Genomic DNA, 3356 nt, shown 5'->3' with positions numbered 1-3356 from the left:
TCATGCCGCTTTGCGGGATGTTCCAGGACTTACCCTGGGTCAGGTCATCCACCGACACCGTGAGTGAGCCGCCGGTATTGCTGCTGGCATGGACCTGAAATTCGACGCTCACGCGCCCGCCCGGTTCCAGGTAACCGACTGAACCGGCGTATCCCAGATTCGGCGGGACCCCCAACGAGCCTGACCCATTGTTGACCGCGGTAAAGCGAAACACCCGGGCAGTGCCCAGCGGGTTACCGGCCAGGTCCGCAATGCTCGCGGCAAGTTCGACGCGATAGGTGTGCCCCGCCTGCCAATGCCCACCCTCTGCGAAGGCGCGGTCGATTTCAATCTGGGCCCGCGCACCGTCTTCGCCGACCCAGTTCTTGTAGATGTGGATGCCGACCTGGGTATTCCCTGCCGTCTCGTCGAAGACCCGCACGGTGGTCGGAAGGATGGTGTGCGGGTCCATGTTCTCGGAGAAATTGACACGGATCGCTTCCCACTCCAGCCCCGGAGACAGATCGGCCGGCAGTGTCTGCACGACAGTGGGTGCCGTCGTATCACCAGCCCCGGTGTTGAAACTGAAGCTATAGGGCGCTGCCAGTGTGTGCCCTTGCGCATCGGCCACGGCAGTGGTCAAGGTGACCTGATATTGACCCTGCGCCTGCAAGCCCTGCGGCCAGATGTTCAATAATGAGCCTTGGGGCTGAAGGCGGTAAGGCGGGAAACCGGGACCGCTCAAGAGCGCCGACAGCAGATTGACGGTCAGCGGAGCGATGGGTTTGTCGAATAGGATGCCAATGCCCGCGGTATTGCCGCCGCTCTGACCCGCAAAGGGCGCGGTAGAGGTTACCCGGGGTAGCGATAAGTCAGCAGTGGCGCCAGCGGTGGAGAAGAGGGTGATGAAGTCTCTTTGATAGCCATCCAACCAGATCCCGTTCGGGTCCCGACACTGGGATACGCTCAGGTCGTAACTCATGCTGTTGCGCAAGGGTAGGCTGGGCACGAAGGTCAGGGTATCGTTGGGGTAGGTCGTCTGCGACCAAGTCGTCTGACCCGCCGAATAGGCGCCGCCGAACTGCTCCATCAACTGCACCTGGCAACTGGGCTGCATGGACCGACTGAAATGCATGACAATCGGTTGATGAACCGGCACCCCCGCGGCACCATCGGCTGGTTGCAGGCTGATGACCGTGGGCGGGGGGATATCGACCGCCACGGCATTGATGCCCGCGACGGTCTGGCCGGCGACGAGGGTCACATGAGCAATGTAGATTCCGGTGCTGCCGGTGTTGCACTGCTGGACATTGGGATTCCAACCGTAGAAGCAGACCTGATAGTTGCCAGCACTCAACCCCCCGAGGTCATAGGTGCCGGCGGGGCCGGTCGTGGTGTTAGCCGCCCATTGCCAGTAATTGCCGGCGGCGTTCCAGGTCTGGGCCTGTACTTGGATACCCGCCGCCAGGCCGCCGTGTGCGTCGGTGACGGCGCCGGTGATGTGCCCGGCACGTGCCAATCGGGCGTTGATGGTGGCGACGGTCTGACCGCCGTTCACTCTCACGTCAGCACCGCTACTCTGATTGGGAGCATTGTTGTAGCACTGGAAGGCATAGAGACCACTGCCATTCCCGTTGCCGAAACAAATCTTGTAGGTTCCGGCACCCAGCGCGAGATTGTAGCCACCGTTGAACGCGGTGAAGGTATTGCCCATCCAATCCCAGGACCGATTGCCGGCGTTCCAGGCCTGGGCCTGGACTGTGATGCCTGCCACGGCGCCGGCGGCGTCGGTGACGGTGCCGGTCACGTGACCGGCGAGCGCCAATTGGGCGTTAATATTGGGGACGGTCTGACCGGCACCCACGACCACATCAATACCGCCGTTCTGATTGGGCGAGTTGATATAGCACTGGGTGGCATAGAGGCTGGCGCTACTCCAGTTGCCGAAGCAAATCTTGTAGGTTCCCGCACCCAGCGTGAGATTGTAGCTACCGTTGGACGCGGTGAAGGCATTGCCCATCCAATCCCAGGACCTATTGCCGGGGTTCCAGGCCTGGGCCTGGACTGTGATGCCCGCGACAGGACTGGCCGCGTAGGTCACGGTGCCGGTCACATGGCCCGCAAGTGCCAATTGGGCGTTGATACCGGAGACGGTCTGCCCGGCGGCAACGGGCAGATCATTAGCTCCGCTCACATTGCTGACGTTGTCAAAGCATTCGGGGGCATAAACACCATTCGGATCATTGAAGCAAACCCGGTAGGTCGCGGCGGCCAGCCCGCCGAGATCGTAGCTGCCGTTGGCCGCGGTAGGCGTACTGTTCCCGGACTGCCAGTGATTTTGACTGGCGTTCCACGTATTGACTTGTACTTGGATGCCCGCCAAAGAGACAGGGACCGGGCTCGCATCGGTCACGGTGCCGGTGATATGTGCCGCGGGCACCAATTGGGCGTTGACGTTCGGGACGGTCTGCCCGGCGATCACCGACACATCAAGCGCGCTGCCCTGATCGGGGGCGTTGTTGTAGCATTGAAAGACGACATTCGGATCGCTGAAGCAGATCCGGTACAGGCCGGTGCCCATCCCGCCGAGCGTGTAGGTCCCGTCGGCCGCGGTGAACGTCGAACTCCCCCACCACTGCCAGTAACCGCGACTGGGGACCCAACTCTGACCTTGTACCTGGATACCCGCCACGAGGCCGGCGGCGTTGCTCACTTTGCCGGTCACGCGTCCTGCGGGCGCTAACTGCACATTGATGCTGGAGGCCATCCCAGTGGCGGTCACGGGCACGTCCGCCCCGGCGTCGGGACTCCCGGCGTTGCTGTAGCACTGGAAGGCATAGGCACCGAGCGCCGGATCGCTGAAACAAACCCGATAGGTTCCAGCGGCCAGTCCGGTGATGGTATAGGTCCCGTTGGCCGCAGTGTTGCCGGGAGCCACCGGCTGCCAGAAGTTCCCACCGGGGTTCCATGCGCTGGCGAACAGGCTAATACCCGACAAGGGGCCGCCACCCGCGGCACCCACGGTACCGCTGATGCCGCCGGCCTGGGCGGCCGTCGCCGCCCCCAACCAGAGCCAGAGCAGAGTCAGAACGGCCCAGGCGATACCGGGGCGATGGCACTTGACAGGCATAGCGAGTCGTGCAGCGTTCATTGGCTTGGGTACTCCGTGTCAGACGTCATGACGGCACACGTGGCGCTGGCCGGCGCCGGGGTGAACGGTAGAAAATTGCGGACGCGCGCAAGCCGCCACAGCAGCGGCACACGCGTTATCTCCGAGAGAAATGGTCAGGTAAAGAGGGCCAGTCATCCGCCCTGGGGCAGGGCCACGCGCGACGGGGGCAGTCGGCGGCTCGATCGTCAAGACAGGTCCTCTGATC

The 3356-nt window shown here is 63.0% G+C and carries 1 protein-coding gene; it reads right to left on the bottom strand.

Features of this window, described 5'->3' with window-relative positions:
* Window positions 1-3130: Ig-like domain-containing protein (locus QZY44_RS01270; RefSeq protein ID WP_295441162.1), on the bottom strand; the 3130-nt coding region annotated here is incomplete at its 3' end.
* Window positions 3131-3356 lie beyond the last annotated feature (226 nt).

The organism is uncultured Thiodictyon sp. (genome assembly GCA_903837595.1).
In the GTDB taxonomy this organism is placed as follows: Bacteria; Pseudomonadota; Gammaproteobacteria; order Chromatiales; family Chromatiaceae; genus Thiodictyon.
This window is presented reverse-complemented; position numbering and strand designations above follow the sequence as displayed.